This is a genomic window from Azospirillum oryzae (assembly GCF_900177515.1).
GTDB lineage: Bacteria > Pseudomonadota > Alphaproteobacteria > Azospirillales > Azospirillaceae > Azospirillum > Azospirillum oryzae_A.
Map to the genome: position 1 here is coordinate 103,435 of NZ_FXAK01000008.1, position 16,164 is coordinate 119,598.

A 16,164-nucleotide genomic window follows, 5' to 3' on the forward strand; every position below is an offset into this window, starting at 1 on the left:
GACGGACAAGCCCTTCGATGAACCTGAAAGACCATATCCGCGGCATTCCGGATTTCCCGAAGCCCGGCATCCTGTTCTACGACGTCTCGCCGCTGCTGGCGAACGGCGCCGCCTGGAAGGCCGCCATCGACGAGCTGGCCGAGGCGGTGCGCCCGCACAAGCCCGATCTGCTGGTCGGGATCGAATCGCGCGGCTTCCTGGTCGCCGCCCCGCTGGCTCTGGCGCTGGGCATCGGATTCATTATGGTGCGCAAGCACGGCAAGCTGCCGGGCGACAAGATCGCCCATTCCTACGACCTGGAATACGGCACCGACACCATCGAGGTTCAGGCCGACGCGGTGAAGCCCGGCCAGCGCGTGGTGGTGCTGGACGATCTGCTGGCGACCGGAGGCACCATGGCCGCCGCCATCAACCTGCTGCGTCAGGTCGGCGCCGACGTCCGCGCCGCCGCCTTCCTGGTGGAGCTGACCTTCCTGAACGGCCGTGATCGGATCGACGTGCCCAGTGTCTCGCTGACGGCGTATGACGAGTGAGGTCCAGGCTTAAAATCAGCGGCGGGCGCGCCAGCCGTCGACGCTGAAGCGCCCGGCCCCCGATGCGACCAGTGACAGGAAGCCGCCGATGATGGCGAGGTTCTTCATGAACTGGATCTGCTGCATCTTCATGGCGTCGGGCGCCGCGTCCCAATAGCGGTGGGCGATCAGGGTCGCAGCGGCGGTGAAGACCGCAACCGCCAGCGCCGCCAGCCGGGTCCAGGCGCCCAGCATGATGGCAAGCCCGCCGAACGCCTCGACCAGCGCGCCGATGGGGGCGACGATCGTGGCCAGCGGCACGCCCTGGCTCTCCATCCCGGCGATGAAGCCGCCGAGCGCCATCAGCTTGCCGAAGCCGCTCTGCACGAAGATGGCGCCCAGCAGCACGCGGGCCGCCAGCAGCAGCGCATCCTGTCCGCCGGTGGCGGCGCCGGTCTCATAGGTGGTGGCATGGTTCGTCATCGCTTGTCTCTTTCCCGATGGGTTTGGAATGGGACGGCGGCGGGGCGGCGGTTATTCCATGGAAAAATGCGGGCTCAGGTCGTTCTCCACAGGCTGATGATCATGACACCGGCCACGGTCAGGGCGGCGCCGGCCAGCTGCAGCCAGCCCATCGGCTCCGCCAGCACCAGATAGCCGAAGACGGCGGCGGCGACCGGGCCGATGGCGCCGCTGAGCGCCACCAGATTAGGGCCGACCCGCCGCAGCGCCTCCGCCGTCATCAGCACCGGCAGCACGGTGCAGACCACCGCCATCACCACCGACAGCCCGAAGACCGCCGGTGGCAGGTCGAGCGCCGACAGCGGGCGCAGCAGCAGGAACTGCAGGATGCAGCACAGGCAGGCCGCCGTCATCGCATAGGCGGTGAAGCGCATGGAGCCGATCCGCTGCACCACCCGGCTGCTGCCGACCAGATAGATCGAATAGAGGAAGGCCCCCATGAAGACCAGTCCGGCCCCGGTCATGAAGTCGGGATGGCCGGTCCCGACCTCCGACCACACCACCAGGGCGACGCCGGCGTAGGAGACCACCAGCGCCACCACCTCGCGCAGGCCGATGCGCTTGCCGAGGAACAGGGCGGACAGGACCACGACGATGGTCGGGTAGAGGAACAGCAGCAGCCGCCCCATCCCGGCCGAGACATAGCGCAGACCCAGGAAATCGCAGAAGCTGGCGGCGTAATAGCCGGTGATCCCGAGCGCCACGGTGAGGGCGAGGTCGCGGCCGGCGATCGGCGCGCGCTCCCCCTTCTTGACCCCCGACCACAGCGCCATGGCGAGGAAGAAGGGCAGTGCGAAGACCATGCGCAGCATGATCAGGGTGACCGGATCGACGTTGTAGCGGTAGGCCAGCTTGATGATGACCGGCCGCAGCGAGAAGGCGATCACCCCGGCCACGGCAAGGCCCAGCCCGGCCAGCATCTGGACCGGCGGCAGGAACCGCGTCGCGGCGGCTTCGGAGGACAGGCTGGACTGGGACAAGGCGGCGGTTCCGGCGGCAGGAGGGGGGCCGCCATTCAAGCATCCCCGCCGCCGTTTGGCTTCAACCAAGGCGGCGGCCGGCCATGACCGCCGCCATACCCTGGATTGCGTCAGGCGACCGCCTCGGCCGTGACGGCGGTGCCGGACATCGGCGCGAGGCCGGTGAAGGTCACCCGCGCCTGCTGGCCGATGGCGATAGCGTGAACGCCGGTCAGGGCGCCGGTGGACACCCAATTCCCGGCCTTCAGCGGCCGGCCCAGCCGCGCCGCCATGCCCAGCGCGACCGCGACCGCGGCGGCGATGCCGCCCGGCAGCTTGGCGGCGCTGCCGACGCCGACGCTCTGCCCGTCGATCAACACCTCGGCGCGCAGGGCGTCGGCGCCCTCCACCCCGCCGACGATCTCCTCGCCGACGATCAGGCCGGTGTTGTTGCCGAAGACGGAGGTCGAGGCGGTGGGGCCGAGCGTGTTGACCGGCGCCAGCGGCCCGCCCGCCACCTCGATGGCGGCATGGACGGCGGCGATGAAGGCGGCGGCCTCCGCCGGGCTGTAGTCCAGCTTGTCGGCGGGGGCGTCGGCAGCGATGCGCACCGCGAACTCCGCCTCCACGGCGCCGAAGCCGCCGGGAATGACCGGGAAGCTCAGCGGCCCGCCGTCGGCGGCCGACACCATGCGGGCGAAGATCGGGCCGATGTAGCGCATGGCGCCCAGCGTCTCCTCCAGCGCCGGCGGCACCCGCGCCACCTTCCAGCCGGCGACCTCGTCGGGCCAGGCGGCGGTCGCCGTCGCCTGGATGGCGTAGGCGGTGGCGAGGTCGGCCGGCAGCGGGCCGGGGAACTCGGCGAGGCCGGTCGCGCTGCGGCGGGCGGCGACGAAGCGGGCCGCGGCCTCGGCGATCACCGGGTCGGCCAGGGTCGGGGCGCTCAGCCCGATGGGGTGCGTGACGGTCATGGAAAGCTTCTCCGCTGAAGGGCGCCGCGACTGTAGCGGCCCCGGCCGGCGGGGGAAAGTGCGCCGCACAAGCGAACTTCCCGAAAGGCGGGGTGGACGGACCATCCGGTTGCGGAGACACTGGACCGGTCCTTGCCGCGGGAGAGGCCATGCGTTCCGACACCGACGCCGCAACCAAGCTGCTGTTCCGCCGGATCGAATCGCGGCGCGACGATCTGGTCGCGCTGACGCAGGAGCTGATCCGCATCCCCACCGTCAACCCGCCGGGCGACGTCTATACCGACTGCGCCGAGCTGATCGGCCGGCGGCTGGCGGCGCGCGGATTCGCCGTCGAGTATGTGCGGGCGGAGGGGGCGGCCGGCGACAGCGACCGCTATCCGCGCACCAACGTCGTCGCCCGCATCGAGGCGCCGCGGCCGGGTCCCTGCGTCCATTTCAACGGCCATATCGACGTGGTGCCGGCCGGCCAGGGCTGGACCGTCGATCCCTTCGGCGGGGTGGTGAAGGACGGCCGGGTCTATGGCCGCGGCGCCTGCGACATGAAGGGCGGCATCGCCGCGTCGATCATCGCCGTGGAATCGCTGCTGGAGGAAGGGCTGCTGACGGCCGGCGCCCTGGAGATCTCGGGCACGGTGGACGAGGAATCGGGCGGCTATGGCGGCGTCGGGCATCTGGCGAAGCTCGGCTATTTCTCCCGGCCCCGCGTCGACCACGTCATCATTCCGGAGCCGCTGAACGTCGACCGCGTCTGCATCGGCCATCGCGGCGTCTGGTGGGCGGAGATCGAGACCCAGGGCCGCGTCGCCCACGGCTCCATGCCCTTCCTCGGCAACTGCGCGGTGCGCCACATGGGCGCCGTGCTGCACCGGATCGAGACCGAGCTGATCCCCCGCCTCGCCGCCAAGCGCACCGAGATGCCGGTGGTGCCGGAGGGCGCGCGGCAATCCACCATCAACATCAACGCCATCCATGGCGGCCAGCGCGAGGACCATGACGGCCTGCCCAGCCCGATGGTGCCCGACCGCTGCCGCATGGTGATCGACCGCCGATACCTGATCGAGGAGGACCCCGAGGCGGTGCGCGGCGAGATCGTCGCCATCCTGGAGGATCTGCGCCGCACCCGCCCCGGCTTCGCGTACGAGCTGCGCGAGGTGTTGGCCTTCCTGCCGACGATGACCGACGCCGACGCGCCGGTGGTGCGTGCGGTGGCCGCCGCCATCGAAACGGTGCTGGGCCGCCCGGCGCAGCATGTGGTTTCCCCCGGCACCTATGACCAGAAGCATGTGGTCCGCGTCGGCCAGTTGAAGGACTGCATCGCCTACGGCCCCGGCATTCTCGACCTCGCCCACCAGCCCGACGAATGGGTCGGCATCGACGACATGGTAAAGGCGGCCCAGGTGATGGCGCTGGCGACGATGGGGTTGATGGGGGGTGATGAGGGCTTGCGCTTCTGACCGCGGGAGCGGCGGATGGAACGGCGTGGAACAGGTTCCGGCGGATGTTCCATCTACCGGCGCCAGGAGAAAGCGCCGGCGCCGCGGCGGCTCACCGGGCCGGGGTTGAGGTTGGGGTAGTGCTCGTACTGGTTGGCGGTCCAGGGGAAGACACCCTTCGGGCCGGCCGATTCCGGGCGGGCCAGGATGGCGGCGACGGCTTGCGGATTGGGCGGCATGCGCTCGCGCAGTTCGCCGGGGAGGTCGTCGTCCAGTTCGGGGACGGTGACGGCGGGGGGATCTTCGGGTTTGGGGGCGGGTTTGGGAGCAGGTTCGGCGGCGGGCTCGGGAGTACGCTTGCCGGCCGGCAGGTCGAGGCCGGCGAAGAGGCCGAGCCGCTCGGCCAGCCAGCGCACCGTCGCTGGGTCGCCGGAGGTCACCAGCCGCTCGATCTGTTCGGCGACCAGGACGCGCAGCGAGGACAGGCGCAGCTCGGCCTCGCGGTTCAGCGCCTGCCTTTCCCACCACACCCTGTGACGGAAATCCTGCGATCCGTAATAGGCGCGCCAGAGCGTGGTGCGGCTGCAGCCCATGGCGCGCGAGACCTGCAGGAAGCTGTTGCCGCGCGCCAGCATGCCGGCGGCCATGATCCATTGTTCCTCGTGGAACTGCGAACCGGGGACCAGCGAGCCTTCGGACGGCGTCGGCGGCTCTTCGGCCCAGCAGGGGTAACGGTCACCAAGGGCTTCGGCGGCGAGAGTGCGGGGATCGACGGGCATGGCGAAACTCCACAAGTGGGGGGGCTGGCGGAGGAGCCTACAGGAAAATTTTCCTTTGGCGGCGGGGTTTTGCAAACGTGCGGAGGGTGACCACCTGAAGAAGCCGCGATTTGACACTGGTCCGGTGTCTAGCTTGCGGTGCTGTAGTGATAACGACCGCAAAGCGCCAGAAGCGGACGCTTGAGAGTGTCGCGAAAGGGGCGCATGGCCACCTCGCCGGCACACCGGCGGCGATCCGGAGCCGGGGCAGGCTGGCCAGCACCGGCCCGGCCGACTTCTCGATCTCCACCGCGGCCGACAGTTCGTCGACATCGAGGCCCTGCGCCTGGTGCCCTTATCCGGCGCTGACGGCGCCGCACCTCCCTGGGCGATCCGCTCGCCGGGACCGCTGCGGCGATCCGGATCAGGCTGGCCAGCAGCCCCGCCCGGCCGCCTCATGTTCCATAACGTCCAAAGCCCGCCCCGGTTGTAGGGGGGTAAGTCCCTGCTCTGCAACGCCTTCGCGCGGGGGTGGAAGTTATTCCACCCCCGCGAACGACGTTCGCTCGGCGCCCCGCCGCAAACGGAACAGGGGCAGCGTCCTTAGGATGAGTTGATGGTGTTCGTTCTTGCGAAGCGTGAAATGTCGGGTGATGGTGTCCGCCGCTGTTGGTGGAGATCATGATGGATAAAGCCGAGATGGTCGTGGGTTTGGCCAAGGCCATGGCATGGCCGCTGGTGGTTGGCGGTGCGGTGCTGGTTCTGAGGAAGGATCTCGGTGATCTGTTGCGCTCCCTCTTTCACCGCCAGATGGACCTGAAGGCGGGCAGCTTTGAGGCGAAGCTGGGCGCTCCGGATCCGCGCCAGCAGGCGGTGCAGCCGCCTGTGAATGCCCCATTGCCACAGCCCGCAGTTGCGGCTGCCGCCCCAACCCCTGCCAATGTCCCGGCGCCCGCCGGTCCCACCCGGCTGCCGCCATCGGAGCGGCCGGCGGTCAACGTCGTCGAGCAGCGGCTGTTCGAGGAACTCGCCAGTGTGCCGGAGGCGGAGCGCGTGCCGACGCTGGTGCGCGCGCTGTCCCTCGCCCGGCTGGAGGCAGCGCACGCCACCGTCTACAGCCGGATCTTCGGCAGCCAGATCGCCGGACTCCGGAGGCTCAACGGGCAGGGGCGGGTGACGCTGGCTGACGCGCGGGCGTTCTTCCAAAGCTATGCTGAGCGGTTCCCGCCGGACTACGCTCAAAACGGATTCGAAAGGTGGCTTGGGTTCCTGCTGCGCTCCGGACTGGTGCTGCAGACCCCTGACGGGGTCGAGATCGCGCCGCTCGGTCGTGATTTCCTGATCTATCTCGACACCAGCGGCCTGTCTGAAGACAAGGCTGGATAATGGGAATGGTGGTGGCGGAGCTTGGCGAGGGTGCCGGTCTGCGGCGGCTCTGCCGACGGTTCGTGAGTCATGCTTCCGCTACGCTGGGGAATAAGGCTTGGGGGTGGATACAGCCCGTGAGCCGCCCGTGTCATATACGCAGGATAGGGCGGGACGGTTTTCCGTGCCGGCCGGGGCATTTTCGGGGTCGGCGTTGGCGACCCCCTATCTAAGAGTGCCCCTCCCCCCCTCGCTTCCGGTTGCGTAGGGGCGTTTTCCAGATAACCTGTTCGGAGCCTCGGTTGTGCCAATGGGATCAAGCACTTAGCCGGGCCGGGGAATTATCGCCCATCCGCGGCCGGGCAGGGCGGTCCCAACCCAGGATTCCTCTCCCCTTGACTCAACATCTAGGGGCCGGGGACCGCGAACGCCGTTCGCACAGGGCCGAGTCGGGCTGCCCGGAAAGGGTGCAATGCTCAAGGCTGCGCTTGCGACTCTACCGATGCATTGCCATGCTTGGCGCGCCAAAGGCGAAGTATGCCCGCGGCATTCCGCCAACGGAGATCAGCATGGCCGCCAGTGTCTACGAAGTCGTGAAGGAGTATCTGTTCAACCATGAGGCCAAGGATGGGGAAACCCTGGTGGTGCGCGGCCGGGTGTCCCGGAACCTCGATGCGGGCCACTTCAACTGGGATATCAGCCACCATTACCGGCCGGCTGCGGATGCCCTCGGGATCTACTACCCCTCGGCCGTGACCTTCGACAACGCCGAAGAGGCGGCATCGGCCTTGCTGCGGTATGGCCGGAAATTCGTCAGCGAGCACGGCGTCGAACCCAACAAGTTTTACTGAACATATGGATGTATGTGATACGGAGATTGAAGTTCGATGGTCGACGCTGATTCAAGCTCGAATGAACCTCCTGTTGAAATTCCATCCAAGGTATCTGCGCACGTAGAAAAGCTCGTAACTGAAGGTCTCAAACGGGAGATGGACCAAGAGGAAAATGTAGTCCGTAGCTTACCATTCTTTGCTACATCGATTGCAGCCCTTCTTGCCCTGATGGGTTTTGTAAAACCGTCCTTGTCCTTGCATCCGATTAATGTCTTGACCATTGCAGAATATGTACTTTGCGTATTGCTGGCAATTTTATTGCTAATACTCGCCGTCCTTATTTATCACGCTACTAAAAAGCGGAACCAATATCATCCAATGCAGGAGTCTGAGCTTATCGATTATGCAACAGAACTTGTCAAATACCATAAAGATGGCGCAGGAAGTTCCGGTTCTGTTAACGAGGATGGCGTAATACGGGATATTCAGAAATCCTATACTGCTCAACTTGCTATATACGCAGAGGCGTTGAGGGGGATCAATCTCGCCCGGGTTAACATGCGGGCGAAAATGTTCACTACGCTCGTAATTGCCGTGGTCGTGGCATTGATCCTTGTTGGTGTTACTATTATTCAAGATAGGCAGATTGGAGGTTCCCATGCCCGCTCAGGATCATCAAGCCTACCGAATGCACATATCGGGGAAGCTAAAGATGCGAATGCAGGAAGACATGGGGAAGCGAGAGAGCCAGGCAACGGACTTGCCGCACCCGGCCAAGCAGACCAAACCGTCCCTCTCCACCCCGTTGAGCCCGGAGCCGGCAAGTCGGACGAAGCCGAAAGCCCCCCTGATGCGCGTCATCGAGATCGGCCCATGGGGGGCGAAGGAAGTCGGAACAATAACAGCCAAGGAAGCCCGAAAGAAGATGGGCAGCAACAGGTGATTGGCCACCCGGCTCAGACTGACGGCGCTTCCAAGTCTCCCGAAAGCCATGGATCGTTGCCACCCAGCCGCTAGGTGGTTATTGATCTAAAGACTGTCACCTAGCCTTGAAGGGTTGGCCATGTCGAACGATTCCGCGTCGTCACCTCCGCCGCCTCCGAAACCGAAACCCACTCCCCCGCCTATGCGCTTGGTTGAGAAAGGTAGTGTTCCGCCCAAGAAGCCGGGCTAACTCACCTAATCGCACGTAACAGGGCGTTCTCTGCACCGTGACGAATGCCGTCCGCTTTCTCCACAGAGAGCGGACGGCATTCTGCTTTTTCGCCGCAGGACTGCGCCTGGAAGCCGTCCATATCGGCGGTGCGCTGCCGCAGGAAGGCGTCTTCTATGAGGGCCCATGGGCCCTGGCCGAACCAATCGGTGTAAGCCGGTGCCGATTGCGATAAGCCCGAGTCTGTGGGGATTGGTAACGGATCCTGCCTTGCCATTTGACAAGCCCCTGCCATAGTCTTCCGCCCGGAGATGCCGGGGCGCTGCGAACGCCCCGGCACTCTATGCTCTGCCTATAAGAGCCTGCGGAGGAGCTGGTACAGCTCCTGAACCTCCAAGGCCGCAAGACGGCAAAGCGTCAGGAACGCGATGAAATTGCGAAGCCACGCATTCATCGTTACGCCTCCTCTACCAAGAGACGCGGCGCGGTCGCCAGGGTAGCTCCCCGGGCCGCGTCTCTTGGTACTTAGCAGACCGTGAGCATGTCGGGAACGGTGAACGGACGATCCTGCCCGCGTCACTCCAGCACTTTAGGCGACTTTGTCCTGCATCCGTTCCAATTTCAACGGTAAACCCCTTGCGCAACAATGGCTTGTGAGCCGATAGGCGGCGCTTGGGGGCAGCGCTGGATCGACACCCGTGGTAAAGATGCGAGCTTTGATGGTGTCGCGCTCGGCACATTGGGAGCCAAAATCAGCATAGCGGGGGCCTGGGGCGGTCGCGAACGCCCTTCGCAGTATGGACGGCAGGTGGACGATGTTCTATTCTTGTTCTCACGCCGGAAAGCAACCGCCCGCCCGTTCAGCCAACCTATGGCGACCACTCCCTCGACTGGTGGAAGCGCCGGGGCTGCTGGCATATCGAGATCTGGTGCGTCGGATCGCGCTGCACCCACCGCACTGCCATTCCCATCGACCGAGCGATCGCCATCGCCGGGCCCGGCGCCGCCCTGGTGGCGGTGGCGCGGCGGGCCCGCTGCACCGCCTGCGGCCGCAAGGGCTGTCACGTCGAGCCCGAGCGCCCGCCCGCCTTCGGCACCCCCGGCTATCATGAGTGGATGCGCGAGGAGATGATCCGCTGTCAGGCGTGGCTGGTATGGGCGCGTGCGCAGCTCTAGCGAGGCAGGGACAGGTCGAACCCGAACCATTTCCGCGACAGGGCGGCGGTGGTGTCGGCGCGCCCGGCCGTTCGCCTCCGAATGTCTGCAAAGGGTCAAAAGCGGCCCCCTGAATCTGACGAGCGCCCCTCACCCCGCCGAAACCGGCTGCGCCACGGCCGTCATCTTCTCCAGCAGCCGTTCCACCTCCTCGGCCGGGACGGGGCGGCTGAACAGGAAGCCCTGGTAGCTTTCGCAGGCAAGGTCGCGCAGAAGCTGCAGCTGTTCCTGCGTCTCCACCCCCTCGGCGATCACCGACAGGCCCAGGCTGCGGCCCAGGCCGACGATGGCGCGGGGGACGGAGGAGTCGCTGGCGCCGGTCGACAGGTCGTGGATGAAGGAGCGGTCGATCTTCAGCTTGTCGATCGGCAGACGGTGCAGATAGCTGAGGCTGGAATAGCCGGTGCCGAAATCGTCCAGCGCGATCAGGACTCCGCGCTGCTTCAAGGCCGCCAGGGTCGCCGCCGCCGATTCGACGTCGTCGATCAGGGTGCTTTCCGTCACCTCGATCTCCAGCTCCGGGCCGCTCAGGCCGTTGGCGTCCAGCGCGCGGGCGACCTTGGCCGGCAGCTGGCCGTCGCGGAACTGGGCGCCGGAGACGTTGACCGCAACCGGGATCGACAGGTCGAAGCGCGCGCGCCAGCGCCGGATCTGGGCGCAGGCCTCGAACAACACCCAGTCGCCCATTGCCAGGACCAGACCGGTCTCCTCCGCCACCGGCAGGAAACGGCCGGGCAGGATCAGCCCCTCGTCGGGATGGCGCCAGCGGATCAGCGCCTCCAGACCGACGATGCGGCCGGTCAGGGTGTCGACCTGCGGCTGGTAGACCAGGAACAGCTGGCCGTCGCGGATCGCTTGGCGCAGGCTGCCCTCCAGGTCCATGCGCTCGCGCGATTTGGCGCCCATCTCCCTGGTGACGAAGCGGAAGCCGTTCCGGCCCTGCTCCTTGGCATGGTACATGGCGATGTCGGCGCAGCGGATCAGCCCTTCGGGATCCTCGGCGTCGTCGGGGTAGAGGCTGATGCCGATGCTGGGCGTCACCACGAAATTCTGGCCGCCGACGGTGAAGGGGCTGGCCAGATGCGCCACCACCTTCTCCGCCACGCGGGCGGCGTCGTTCGGCTCCGCCACCCGGCGGACGACGATCAGGAACTCGTCGCCGCCCAGCCGGCCGACGGTGTCGGATTCGCGCAGGCCCGCCTGCAGCCGGCGCGCCACCGACCGCAGAACCTCGTCGCCGAAGCTGTGGCCCAAACTGTCGTTGATGACCTTGAAGCGGTCGAGGTCGATGAACAGGACCGCCACCTTGCTGCCGTCGCGCCGCCCCTCGCGCAGGGCCTGGGCGATGCGGTCGTACAGCAGGACGCGGTTGGGCAGGCCGGTCAGCGCGTCGAAATGGGCGAGATACTGGATGTGCTGCTCGGCCCGGCGCTTCTCGCCGATGTCCTCGGCGAAGGCCAGGACGAATTTCAGCGCGCCTCCGGCGGTGACCGGCTGGAAATGCAGGCTGAAATGGCTGCGCCGGCCGCCCAGCAGCAGGGGCTGGTCGGATTCGAGCTTGCCGCTCTCCCCCTGCAGCGCCGCCTCCAGCGCGAAGACCGACGCCTGATCGCCGAAGCGCAGACGCAGGTCGGTGCCGAGCAGCTCCTGACGGGGCAGGCCGGCGGCGGCGGCGAAGGCCGGGTTGCAGTCCATCACCAGACCGTCGGTGCCGACCAGCGCGATCCCCAGCGGCGCCTGGGTGAACAGCTGCTGCCGTTCCGCCTCCTGCAGGCGGAGCGAGGCCGTCATCTCCCCGGCCAGATCCACCGCGCGCGAGTGGGTAACCAGCATCATGCGCACAAACAACGACAGGGCGAGGCTTAGCGCCAGCCCGCCGGCCAGCAGCGCGCCGGGCACCCAGTCATGCGCGGTGATCTGCCCGTCGGGCAGGCTGTCGTAACGGACGGTCCACACCCGCCCGCCGACCGGCAGTTTCCGCGTCAGGCTGAGGGTGGGCGCGGCGTCCAGCGGGCGGCGGCTGCGGTACAGCGGGAATTCGGCGCTGGCCGGCGGCACGTCGTAGATCTCGATGCCGGTGTCCTGGCGGTTCGCGTCGATCAGCCCATCCACCAGCGGGCCGATCCTGACCGGGGTCAGCACCACGCCGGTGAAGGACGCGCGCCGCGCCTCCAGCGACGGCGGCAGCGGGTCGCCGCGGTAGGTCGGCTGATAGAGGATGAAGGCGGGGCCGGCCCCGGCCGCCTCGTCGATCTTCAGGGTGATGGCGCGGGTGGCCGTGGGCTCGCCGCTGTCGCGCGCCCGCTCGATGGTGGAACGGCGCATCGCCTCCGACATCATGTCGAAGCCGATGGCCCGCGCGTTGCCTTCGTTGACCGGGGCGGTGAAGATGTTGACCACGCGCTCCGCCCCGGCATGTTCCGGCCAGATGCGGAAATCCGAGAGGCCGGCCGCCCGCATCGACGCCACCAGATCGCCGGCCCGGTCGGCCCTGACCGCGCGGGCATAGGCGACGGAGATGATGCCGGGATAGCGCTGCGGCATGTCCAGCGCCTCGACGAAGCGGTTCCACTGCGTCCAGTGCAGGTCGGGGAAGGTCATCGCCAGCGAGGCGGCGCTGCGCGCAACCTGTTCGTACACCCGCAGCCGGTCGGCAAGCTGGCCGTGGATTTCCTCGACCCCTGCTGCGAAGCGATGCTCCTCTTCACTGCGCAGCAGGCGGCCGGAGTGGAGCATGGCCAGCACGGACAGCCCCGCACCGGCAATCAAAACCAGAACGGGAACGGTCACCGGCACGTTGAGATTGCGGATGAAGCGGCGAAAGGGAGTTTCCGGACCGGCGGCCGGCAGGCTGTCCGCAGTTGGATCGGCCTTGGGATCGGCTGCCGGCTCCGGCATCAGAACTCCTCTAGGATCTTCGGACTGGTCAGCAGCAGCTTTTCGATCATGCCCAGGATCTGCTCGATCTTGGTGCGGGTGGCGTCCAGTTCGTCGGCCATCCTGTCGTCGATGCCGGCTTCCATCAGCATGGTGTCGAAGGTGTGCAGCGTCTCGTTGAAGGCCTTCTGCTCCGCCACCAGCACGTCGAAGGCGCCCAGCGAGGCGGTCAGCGCCAGCGGCGGGTCGCTGACGAAGGAATGGCTGATGTCGGTGAAGATGGCGATGGCGCTCAGCTTCTGCCGGATCACCCATTGCGGGAAGTTCGGCGGCAGCTCCTTCCCGGCGGCCTCCAGCCTTTCCTGGATCGAGAAGATCAGCCCCTGGATGTCCAGATAGGCCGCCCGGATCTCGCGGAAGCGCGGAAAGGTCTTGGGCTTTCCGGCGGCGCGCAGGCGGCCCAGGGCGGCGATGTCCTCGGTCAGCTTGCGCGCCATCCGAAGCACGACGTCCGTCACCTTCGACATCACACGCCTCCGCTCAACGGACCGCTCCCGCGCATTGTCATCACCGATCCGCCCCCGTGGCGGCTGCCCCGCCAGACTACACCAGTTTCCTCCCCGATCGTTAGTGTTACCGGCCGGTCCCGGTCAGAAGCCCACCGCCGCAGCCGGCGTGGCACCGCCGGCCAGCCCGGCCTTGTCGAGGTCGTCGAGCAGGGCGATCACCTCCTGGGAGGCGCGCTCCACCTCCGCCACGCCGGCCAGCGCGCGGTCCATGTCACCGTCGGCGAAGGCGCGGGCGGCGGCCTTGCCGTGGTCGTGGACCCGGCGGTGCGGGGCCTCCAGCCGGACGAAGGCGGAATGGGCGCGGTAGGCCATCGACGAGGGGCCGTAATACCACTTGCCCAGCCGGCAGGCCTCGTGGCTCGCCAGCTCGTCGGGGCGCAGGGTCTCCAGCCCGACCAGCATGTCGGCCAGCCGCTTCTTCCAGATGACGTGGTCGACCTTGGCGATCTTGACGATCTTGCCGGGGATGTCCTGCTCCATCAGCTGTTTCAGCTGGTTACCCAGCAGCGTCTCCACCCCGCGCGTCGCCTGCACGCTGCGCAGGATGGCGGCGCTGTTGGACGCGCTGCTCTCGGCGATGCGGGCGGTGCCGGCGGCCACCTGGTTGGCGGCGGCCGACTGCTGGGTCAGGATGCTGGCGATGTCGGACATGCGCTGTTCGGTGCGGCCGATATGGTCGCCGATGTCGGTCATCCGGTCGCTGACCGCGCGGATCGCCGCCTGCCCGGCGGCCACGGCGCGGGTGCCGTCCTCCATCGAGGCGACGATGGCGCCCATCTCCGCCTTCAGGGAATCGATGCGCAGGCGGATGTCCTCGGTCGCGCGGGCGGTCTGGTTGGACAGGCTCTTCACCTCGCTCGCCACGACGGCGAAGCCCTTGCCGGCCTCCCCGGCACGGGCCGCCTCGATGGTGGCGTTCAGCGCCAGGAGGTTGGTCTGCTTGGCGATCGCCTCGATGGTGGAGACGATCTCCGCGATGCGTTCGGAGGCGACCGACAATTCGCCGACCCGCATCGCCGCGCCTTCCACCGCGCCGGCGATCTGTTCCATGCGGGCGACCGCCTCCTGCACCGTGCGGCCGCCGTCGGCGGTCACCGCCTGCGCCTCCCCCGCCAGGGCGGCGACGTCGCGGCTGCGCGCCCAGATCTCCTGGATGCCGGTCACCGTTTCCTCGGTGGCGGCGGCGATGCCCTGGGACTCGTGATCGACCGCGCGCAGCTGGCCGACCATCTGGGCGTTGGCCACCGCGGCGTCGTTGATCGCCATCGCCACCTCGATGGTCCGGTCCATCAGCGACGAGGCGAAGTCGCCCAGCGCGCGGTCGCAGCCCTGCCCGCCCGCACCCGCCGCCGGCAGGCCATAACCCGCAAGCGTCCGGTCCATGTCGAACGACACGGCGCGGGCCACCGCCGCCACCGCGCGCCGCGCCATGGCAGGGCGCCAGCGCAGCGCCCCCTGCACCAGCACCAGCAGGTCGCTGAGCACCACGCCATAGGCGCCGATGTACCAGGAGGACTCCAGCCCGATGCGGCTGTGCGCCTCCCCGGCGGCACGGCAGCGCGCCTCATGCTCGGGCGAGCCGGCATCCTGGAACATCAGGCGCCAGTGATCGGCCTGCCGGCGCTTCAGCCCGGACAGGTCGCCATGGGCGTCCAGCAGGGCGCGGGTCTCCGGCCAGCGGGACAGGTGGGCATAGAAACGCTCCGACAGGTCCGGCAGGCTGCGGTCGATCAGCCGCCCCATGCTGGCGAGAAGCCCGCGCTCCTCCGCCTCCAGCCCGAAGAAGCCCGCATCGGCCCCCACCCGCCTGTCCGTCAGGCCGCCCGTCCGCCCATCGCCCGCCATGTCGCCCATCCATACCGATGATGCAGCGCACAATCAGTATGACGCCGCATTGAATTTGCGACAGTTATATAAAAATTGTCATAAAACGCAACCCGCCCTCGGCCAAGAATCCGCCGAAGGACGGCAAAAGCACGGGCCTAATGGTCGCACCCTCTCTTCTTTTATTCGTCCACAAATGACTTGATGGCGTCTGCGATCAGGCCGCTCAGCGACAGCGCGTTGGACGGATGCGGCACGCCGTCGCAGGACAGCGGGCGGCCGAGATCTTCCGCGACGAAGCGCTCGGCGACGATGTCGCTGAACAGGGCATGGACGCCGTAGACCTGCACCCGCTCCGCCCCCAGCACCCGCGCCGCGCGGGCGCAGGAGAAGATCGTTTCGCCGGAGCTGATGACGTCGTCGACGATCACCACCGGCCGGCCATGGATCGGCGCGTCGGGAGGAAGCGCCACCGTCACGTCGCGGTCGCCGCGCCGCTCCTTGCGGCCGACGATGCCGGTGAGGCCGAGCGGCCCGGCCACCGCCTCCACCAGCGGGGCGGATTCCTCGTCGGGACCGATGACGACGGTGCCGGGGGCCACGCCGGCGGCCCGCAGATGCGCGGCGATGGGCGCGGCGCCGCTCAGCGCGACGGAAGGGCGGCCGACGAACACCTCGTCCAGCGTGTGGGTGCGGTGCAGGTGCGGCTCGACGCAGACGAAGCGGTCGAAACAGCGGCCGAGCCACTCGCCGACCACCGTCTGGCTGACCGGCTCGCCCGGCTTGAAGACAGCGTCCTGGCGCATGTAGGCCATGTAGGGCGCCACCAGGCAGAGGTCGGTCGCCCCCTGGCGCCGCAGGACCGAGGCGGCGAGCGTCAGCTCCACCAGCTTGTCGTTCGGCCGGTCGAGCGAGCGGTAGACGATGGCGCGCTCCACCGGCTCCGGCAGGCGGACGAGGCTTTCGCCGTCGGGGAAGCGGTGCAGCTCGGCAATGTGGCAGGGAATGTCGAGCACCCCGGCGAGACGGCGCGCGGCATCGGCCGATTCCGGAAAGCCGTAGACGGCCGTGTAGTTGCCCGTATCGCGGGCCATGCCCCATCTCCCTCACCACCTTGGACGGCGGCAAGCTTGGCGCAGGCGGTATGCGTGGGTCAATCATGGCAAAAGGCGG

General features: G+C 67.7%; 13 protein-coding genes. 5 read left to right on the forward strand and 8 right to left on the reverse strand.

Features of this window, described 5'->3' with window-relative positions; genetic code table 11:
* Positions 1 to 17 precede the first annotated feature (17 nt).
* On the forward strand, positions 18 to 533 hold the full coding sequence (locus tag B9N97_RS26505; protein WP_085090839.1) for an adenine phosphoribosyltransferase: 516 nt from the start codon (positions 18 to 20) through the stop codon (positions 531 to 533).
* Between the two features lie 15 nt (positions 534 to 548).
* Here B9N97_RS26505 and B9N97_RS26510 read toward each other — a convergent pair whose 3' ends face one another.
* The 3 genes from B9N97_RS26510 to B9N97_RS26520 all read right to left on the reverse strand — a co-directional run bounded on the left by B9N97_RS26510 (position 549) and on the right by B9N97_RS26520 (position 2,964).
* Positions 549 to 995 (reverse strand): DoxX family protein, encoded by a 447-nt coding sequence (locus B9N97_RS26510; RefSeq protein WP_085090840.1) that lies wholly within the window; start codon positions 993 to 995, stop codon positions 549 to 551.
* Positions 996 to 1,069: 74 nt separating this feature from the next.
* Entirely contained in the window at positions 1,070 to 2,014 is a 945-nt protein-coding gene (locus B9N97_RS26515; protein ID WP_244560940.1) for a DMT family transporter, read from the reverse strand.
* Between the two features lie 110 nt (positions 2,015 to 2,124).
* Positions 2,125 to 2,964 carry a 2-keto-4-pentenoate hydratase gene (locus B9N97_RS26520; protein WP_085090842.1) on the reverse strand — a complete coding sequence of 280 codons (840 nt, stop codon included), beginning with the start codon at positions 2,962 to 2,964 and terminating at the stop codon, positions 2,125 to 2,127.
* A gap of 149 nt (positions 2,965 to 3,113) precedes the next feature.
* Between B9N97_RS26520 and B9N97_RS26525 the strand changes: the two genes are divergently transcribed.
* The gene (locus tag B9N97_RS26525; RefSeq protein ID WP_085090843.1) at positions 3,114 to 4,418 is read left to right on the forward strand and encodes an acetylornithine deacetylase/succinyl-diaminopimelate desuccinylase family protein; all 1,305 of its coding nucleotides are present in this window, start codon (positions 3,114 to 3,116) and stop codon (positions 4,416 to 4,418) included.
* A 53-nt stretch (positions 4,419 to 4,471) separates the two neighbouring features.
* Here B9N97_RS26525 and B9N97_RS36845 read toward each other — a convergent pair whose 3' ends face one another.
* Entirely contained in the window at positions 4,472 to 5,176 is a 705-nt protein-coding gene (locus tag B9N97_RS36845; RefSeq protein ID WP_085091172.1) for a hypothetical protein, read from the reverse strand.
* A 660-nt stretch (positions 5,177 to 5,836) separates the two neighbouring features.
* Between B9N97_RS36845 and B9N97_RS26535 the strand changes: the two genes are divergently transcribed.
* From B9N97_RS26535 to B9N97_RS35225, 3 genes are all read left to right on the forward strand, one after another.
* Positions 5,837 to 6,541: a hypothetical protein gene (locus B9N97_RS26535; protein ID WP_143266880.1), complete on the forward strand. Its 705-nt coding sequence runs from the start codon at positions 5,837 to 5,839 to the stop codon at positions 6,539 to 6,541.
* Positions 6,542 to 7,089: 548 nt separating this feature from the next.
* On the forward strand, positions 7,090 to 7,371 hold the full coding sequence (locus tag B9N97_RS26540) for a hypothetical protein (RefSeq protein WP_143266881.1): 282 nt from the start codon (positions 7,090 to 7,092) through the stop codon (positions 7,369 to 7,371).
* Between the two features lie 36 nt (positions 7,372 to 7,407).
* The gene (locus B9N97_RS35225) at positions 7,408 to 8,370 is read left to right on the forward strand and encodes a hypothetical protein (protein ID WP_143266882.1); all 963 of its coding nucleotides are present in this window, start codon (positions 7,408 to 7,410) and stop codon (positions 8,368 to 8,370) included.
* 1,441 nt (positions 8,371 to 9,811) lie between these two features.
* On the opposite strand, the gene B9N97_RS26550 is transcribed toward B9N97_RS35225, so the two are convergent.
* The 4 genes from B9N97_RS26550 to prs form a co-directional block, all read right to left on the reverse strand.
* Positions 9,812 to 12,619: a bifunctional diguanylate cyclase/phosphodiesterase gene (locus B9N97_RS26550; protein ID WP_085090847.1), complete on the reverse strand. Its 2,808-nt coding sequence runs from the start codon at positions 12,617 to 12,619 to the stop codon at positions 9,812 to 9,814.
* Positions 12,619 to 13,125: a hypothetical protein gene (locus B9N97_RS26555; RefSeq protein ID WP_085090848.1), complete on the reverse strand. Its 507-nt coding sequence runs from the start codon at positions 13,123 to 13,125 to the stop codon at positions 12,619 to 12,621. The genes B9N97_RS26550 and B9N97_RS26555 overlap by 1 nt, the downstream gene beginning before the upstream one ends.
* A 123-nt stretch (positions 13,126 to 13,248) precedes the next feature.
* Positions 13,249 to 15,012 carry a methyl-accepting chemotaxis protein gene (locus tag B9N97_RS26560; protein WP_244560941.1) on the reverse strand — a complete coding sequence of 588 codons (1,764 nt, stop codon included), beginning with the start codon at positions 15,010 to 15,012 and terminating at the stop codon, positions 13,249 to 13,251.
* Positions 15,013 to 15,173: 161 nt separating this feature from the next.
* Positions 15,174 to 16,085 carry a ribose-phosphate diphosphokinase gene (prs, locus tag B9N97_RS26565; protein WP_085090850.1) on the reverse strand — a complete coding sequence of 304 codons (912 nt, stop codon included), beginning with the start codon at positions 16,083 to 16,085 and terminating at the stop codon, positions 15,174 to 15,176.
* Positions 16,086 to 16,164 lie beyond the last annotated feature (79 nt).